This window comes from Oleiphilus sp. HI0067 (assembly GCF_001635735.1).
In genome coordinates this window covers 1-811 of record NZ_LWFI01001574.1, presented here as the reverse complement: position 1 = coordinate 811, position 811 = coordinate 1, and the positions used below count along the sequence as shown (strand labels likewise).

The following is an 811-nucleotide window of genomic DNA, read 5'->3' as shown; positions in this document are numbered from 1 at the left end:
CTTGGCTTCAGTTTTAAAATTTCACTACGCCAAACATCCTGACAAACCTCTAAACGCATTGGCTTAAGGTCTTCTTTAAGCTCTTGGTTCGAAGGAACATTCAAAAGCACTGAATTGTCGCGCCCGACCTTTTGACAGAAACCGTGAATCGTATGAATCTCGGCAAGATCGATACTCTGTTCGGCGATTTTTAAAGCCAATAAGCTTTGGTTTAGATTATCCAAGCGGCCAATAATATTGCGCGCTAAAGCGTCAGGAATAAGCGACTCTAATTGCGCAGCATCTATATCTGATCTGCTCTCACTTACTGCTTCACTACTGCCATCACTATCGACTTCCAGCTCATCATAAAACTCAATTAAACGCTCAAGATACTTAATGTACTGAACAATATTCGCCCGCACCCGAACACGGAGTTCTTGTGTCGCGGCATCGGTAAACGTCACTATCAAGATCTGCTCTATCTGATAGTTTTTCTCGAGAATGTAACGCAGAACCAAATTCGACAAGGCATAGGTTTTACCCGTGCCTGCACTCGCTTCAATTAAGGTAAGTCCCTCTAAAGGAAAGGTATTTAGATCTAGTGTTTCTGGCGCTAATGAGTTCATTGGAGTCTCATTCATTATCGATCCTCCTCTACCGTAATACGTTCAACGTCATCATTGGCCGCAATGTCAGAATCATCATCTTTCTTTTTGCTACGAGATTTTTTAACCGGCGCATGACGCAGAATTTGCTGCATCAACACATACTCATCTGGCTCTGGAATAAATTTGCCTAGCTCTGTGTCCTCACTCAACTCACCTAAACG

Annotated in this window: 2 protein-coding genes; both read right to left on the bottom strand. The window is 42.9% G+C overall.

The window, feature by feature from the left end:
- Positions 1–623: UvrD-helicase domain-containing protein (locus A3739_RS25635; RefSeq protein WP_156502843.1), on the bottom strand; the 623-nt coding region annotated here is incomplete at its 3' end.
- Positions 623–811 (bottom strand): hypothetical protein (locus A3739_RS30420; protein WP_197472577.1); only part of this gene is annotated, 189 nt, incomplete at its 5' end. The genes A3739_RS25635 and A3739_RS30420, both read right to left, overlap by 1 nt.